The following is a 2592-nucleotide window of genomic DNA, read 5'->3' on the forward strand; positions in this document are numbered from 1 at the left end:
CGGGCGCCTGCGCAGCCGTACGGAGTGGAACCGGGGCCGGACCCGGGCCCGGGCGCGGTCGGAGCGTCAAGTGCCGTACGGGGCGGGCTGTTTCGCCGGGCGGAGGCGCCTGCGTACGGACCCGTGCACGAGGCCGGGCAGACGCGGGGGAGCGGCGCCGGTACGGGCGGGACGGCTGCCGTGCGCGAGCGGCGGTGGCTCGCACTGCGCGAACGGCTGCCCCTGTGGGTGCAGTTGCGCTGCGGCATCGAGCTGAGGACGCTGCTCGCGCTGGCGGTCGTCCTCGTCGTCGCCGTCGCGTTCGCCGTGCACCACTTCTGGACGGGACGCCCCGAGGCCGTCCCGGCTCCCACGGCGCAGCGTGCTCCCACGGAGCCGGACGCGAAGGGCGCGGGCTCCGGCAGCCGGGACGCGGACACCTCGCAGGGGCCGGGCGGGCTGTCCGGCAGACGGCTGGTCGTGGACGTCGGCGGCAAGGTCCGCAAGCCCGGTATCTACAAGCTGCCGCACGGATCCCGGGTGGCCGACGCCCTGGAGGCGGCGGGCGGCGTCCGTCCCGGTACGGACGTCACCGGCCTCAACAGGGCGCGGCGCGTGGTGGACGGGGAGCAGATCGTCGCCGGCGGTGCGCCCACGGGGAGCGGCGCCGGGCAGGGCGCGGGCGGTACGGGAACGGGGGCGCAGCCGGGCGGCGGTACGGCTGCCGACGGTCCTGGCGGCGGCACTGTGAGCCTCAACTCGGCCTCCGCGGAACAGTTGGAGACGCTGCCGGGCGTCGGCCCGGTGCTCGCGCAGCACATCGTGGAGTACAGGGAGGAGCACGGCGGCTTCACCTCCGTCGACCAGCTTCAGGAGGTCGACGGGATCGGCGACCGCCGCCTGGCCGACATCAAGCCGAAGGTGAGCCCGTGACGGGCGGCGGCGTGACCGGCGGCGTCCTGAGCAGGCCCGGTCACGTCGGCCCGGATGCTCCGGCCGGTGCGGGCCAGGGGGCCGCCGACCTCCGGCTCGTGTCGCCGGCGCTGGCGGCATGGGCGGGCGCGGCGGTGGCACTCGGGGTGTCCGGCACCGTGTCGCTGGCAGGGGTTGCCGCATGTGTGCTGGGCGCGGCGGTGCTGCTTCTGCCCCTGCTCCGGTCCCGACTCCGGTACGGGCACCGGCAGTCGGGGGAGCCGGACGGACGGCCCTCATCGCACGGTGACGGTTCCGGCAACGGTCCGTCCGCCTGGTACGTGCCGCCTACCGGTGCGGTGACGCGTACCGGAGGGCCGCGCGGGGTCGCGCCGGGGCTGCTGACCGCTGCCGCGGCGCTGCTCTGCGCGGCGGCGCTGCTCTGCGCGGCGGCGGGCTGCACGGTCGCCGCGCTGCACGCCGCCGATCTGCGACGCGGCCCGCTGCCGTATCTCGCCGAGCAACAGGCCACGGTCACGGTCGACTTGACCGTGACGGAGGATCCCCGCCGCATCCGCCCGCAGGTACGCGGATCCCAACAGATGCCCGGCGCCCTGCTGTTCCGTGCCGAGGCCACCCATGTCACGGAACGCGGCACAGCCCGGGGCTCCGCTAAGGAGTCTGCCGCTCCGCTCGACAGCGCCGTACGCACCCCGGTGCTCGTCATCGTCCAGCAGCGGGACGGCCGTCCGTCGTCGCGGTGGCAACGGCTGCTGCCCTCCACCGGTCTGCGCGCCCGGGCGGCACATCTGACCGTGCCGCTGCCCACGGGCCACGTACAGGACGTCGCCGCCGTCGTCCGGCTGCGGGCGGACGGTACGCCGCCCGTCGTACGGGGACCCACGGCGGTGCAGCGGGTGGCCGGGAGTCTGCGCGCCGGGCTGCGCGAGGCGTCCGGCGTGCTGAACGGAGACGCGCGTGGGCTGCTGCCGGGCCTGGTCGTCGGCGACACCTCCCGGCTCCGCCCGGGACTCGAAGAGGCGTTCCGCGCAACGGACATGGTGCATCTTTTGGCCGTGAGCGGGGCGAACCTCGCGATCCTGCTGGCGGTGCTGGTCGGACCGCCGGGCACGGCGCATCTCGCCGAACGGAGAGGGCTCGCACCGCGCCTGGGCATCCCGCTGCGTACGACGGCCGTCCTGGGCGGTCTGCTCACGCTGGCGTTCGTCGTCGTCTGCCGTCCCGAGCCGAGCGTGCTGCGGGCGGCGGCGTGCGGATCGATCACGCTGCTCGCCCTCGTCACGGGACGGCGGCGCTCTCTGCTGCCCGCGCTGGCGGCGGCCGTGCTGCTGCTCGTGCTCCACGACCCCTGGCTGGCGGTCGACTTCGGCTTTCTGCTGTCGGTGCTGGCGACCGGTTCGCTACTCACTCTCGCGCCGCGCTGGAGCACGGCGCTGCGCCGCCGGGGCGTCAACGGCCGGCTCGCGGAGGCCCTCGCCGCGGCCGCCGCCGCGCAGATCGTGTGCGCCCCGGTGGTCGCGGTGCTGGCCGACCATGTGAGCCTCGTCGCCGTTCCGTGCAATCTGCTGGCGGAGTTCGCCGTCGCTCCGGCGACCGTGCTGGGCTTCGCGGCCCTGGCGTGGGCGCCCGCGGCGATGCCGATCGCCAAGTCCCTTGCCTGGCTGGCGGGGTGGCCCGCCG

The 2592-nt window shown here is 75.8% G+C and carries 2 protein-coding genes; both read left to right on the forward strand.

Going from position 1 to position 2592, the window contains the following annotated elements; translation table 11 throughout:
* The first annotated feature begins 180 nt into the window (after positions 1-180).
* Positions 181-912, forward strand: coding sequence for a ComEA family DNA-binding protein (locus AN218_RS25530; RefSeq protein ID WP_244900707.1), 732 nt, complete (start codon positions 181-183; stop codon positions 910-912).
* Positions 909-2592: ComEC/Rec2 family competence protein (locus AN218_RS38515; RefSeq protein WP_420856013.1), on the forward strand; the 1684-nt coding region annotated here is incomplete at its 3' end. The genes AN218_RS25530 and AN218_RS38515, both read left to right, overlap by 4 nt.

The organism is Streptomyces nanshensis (assembly GCF_001751255.1).
Lineage (GTDB): Bacteria > Actinomycetota > Actinomycetes > Streptomycetales > Streptomycetaceae > Streptomyces > Streptomyces nanshensis_A.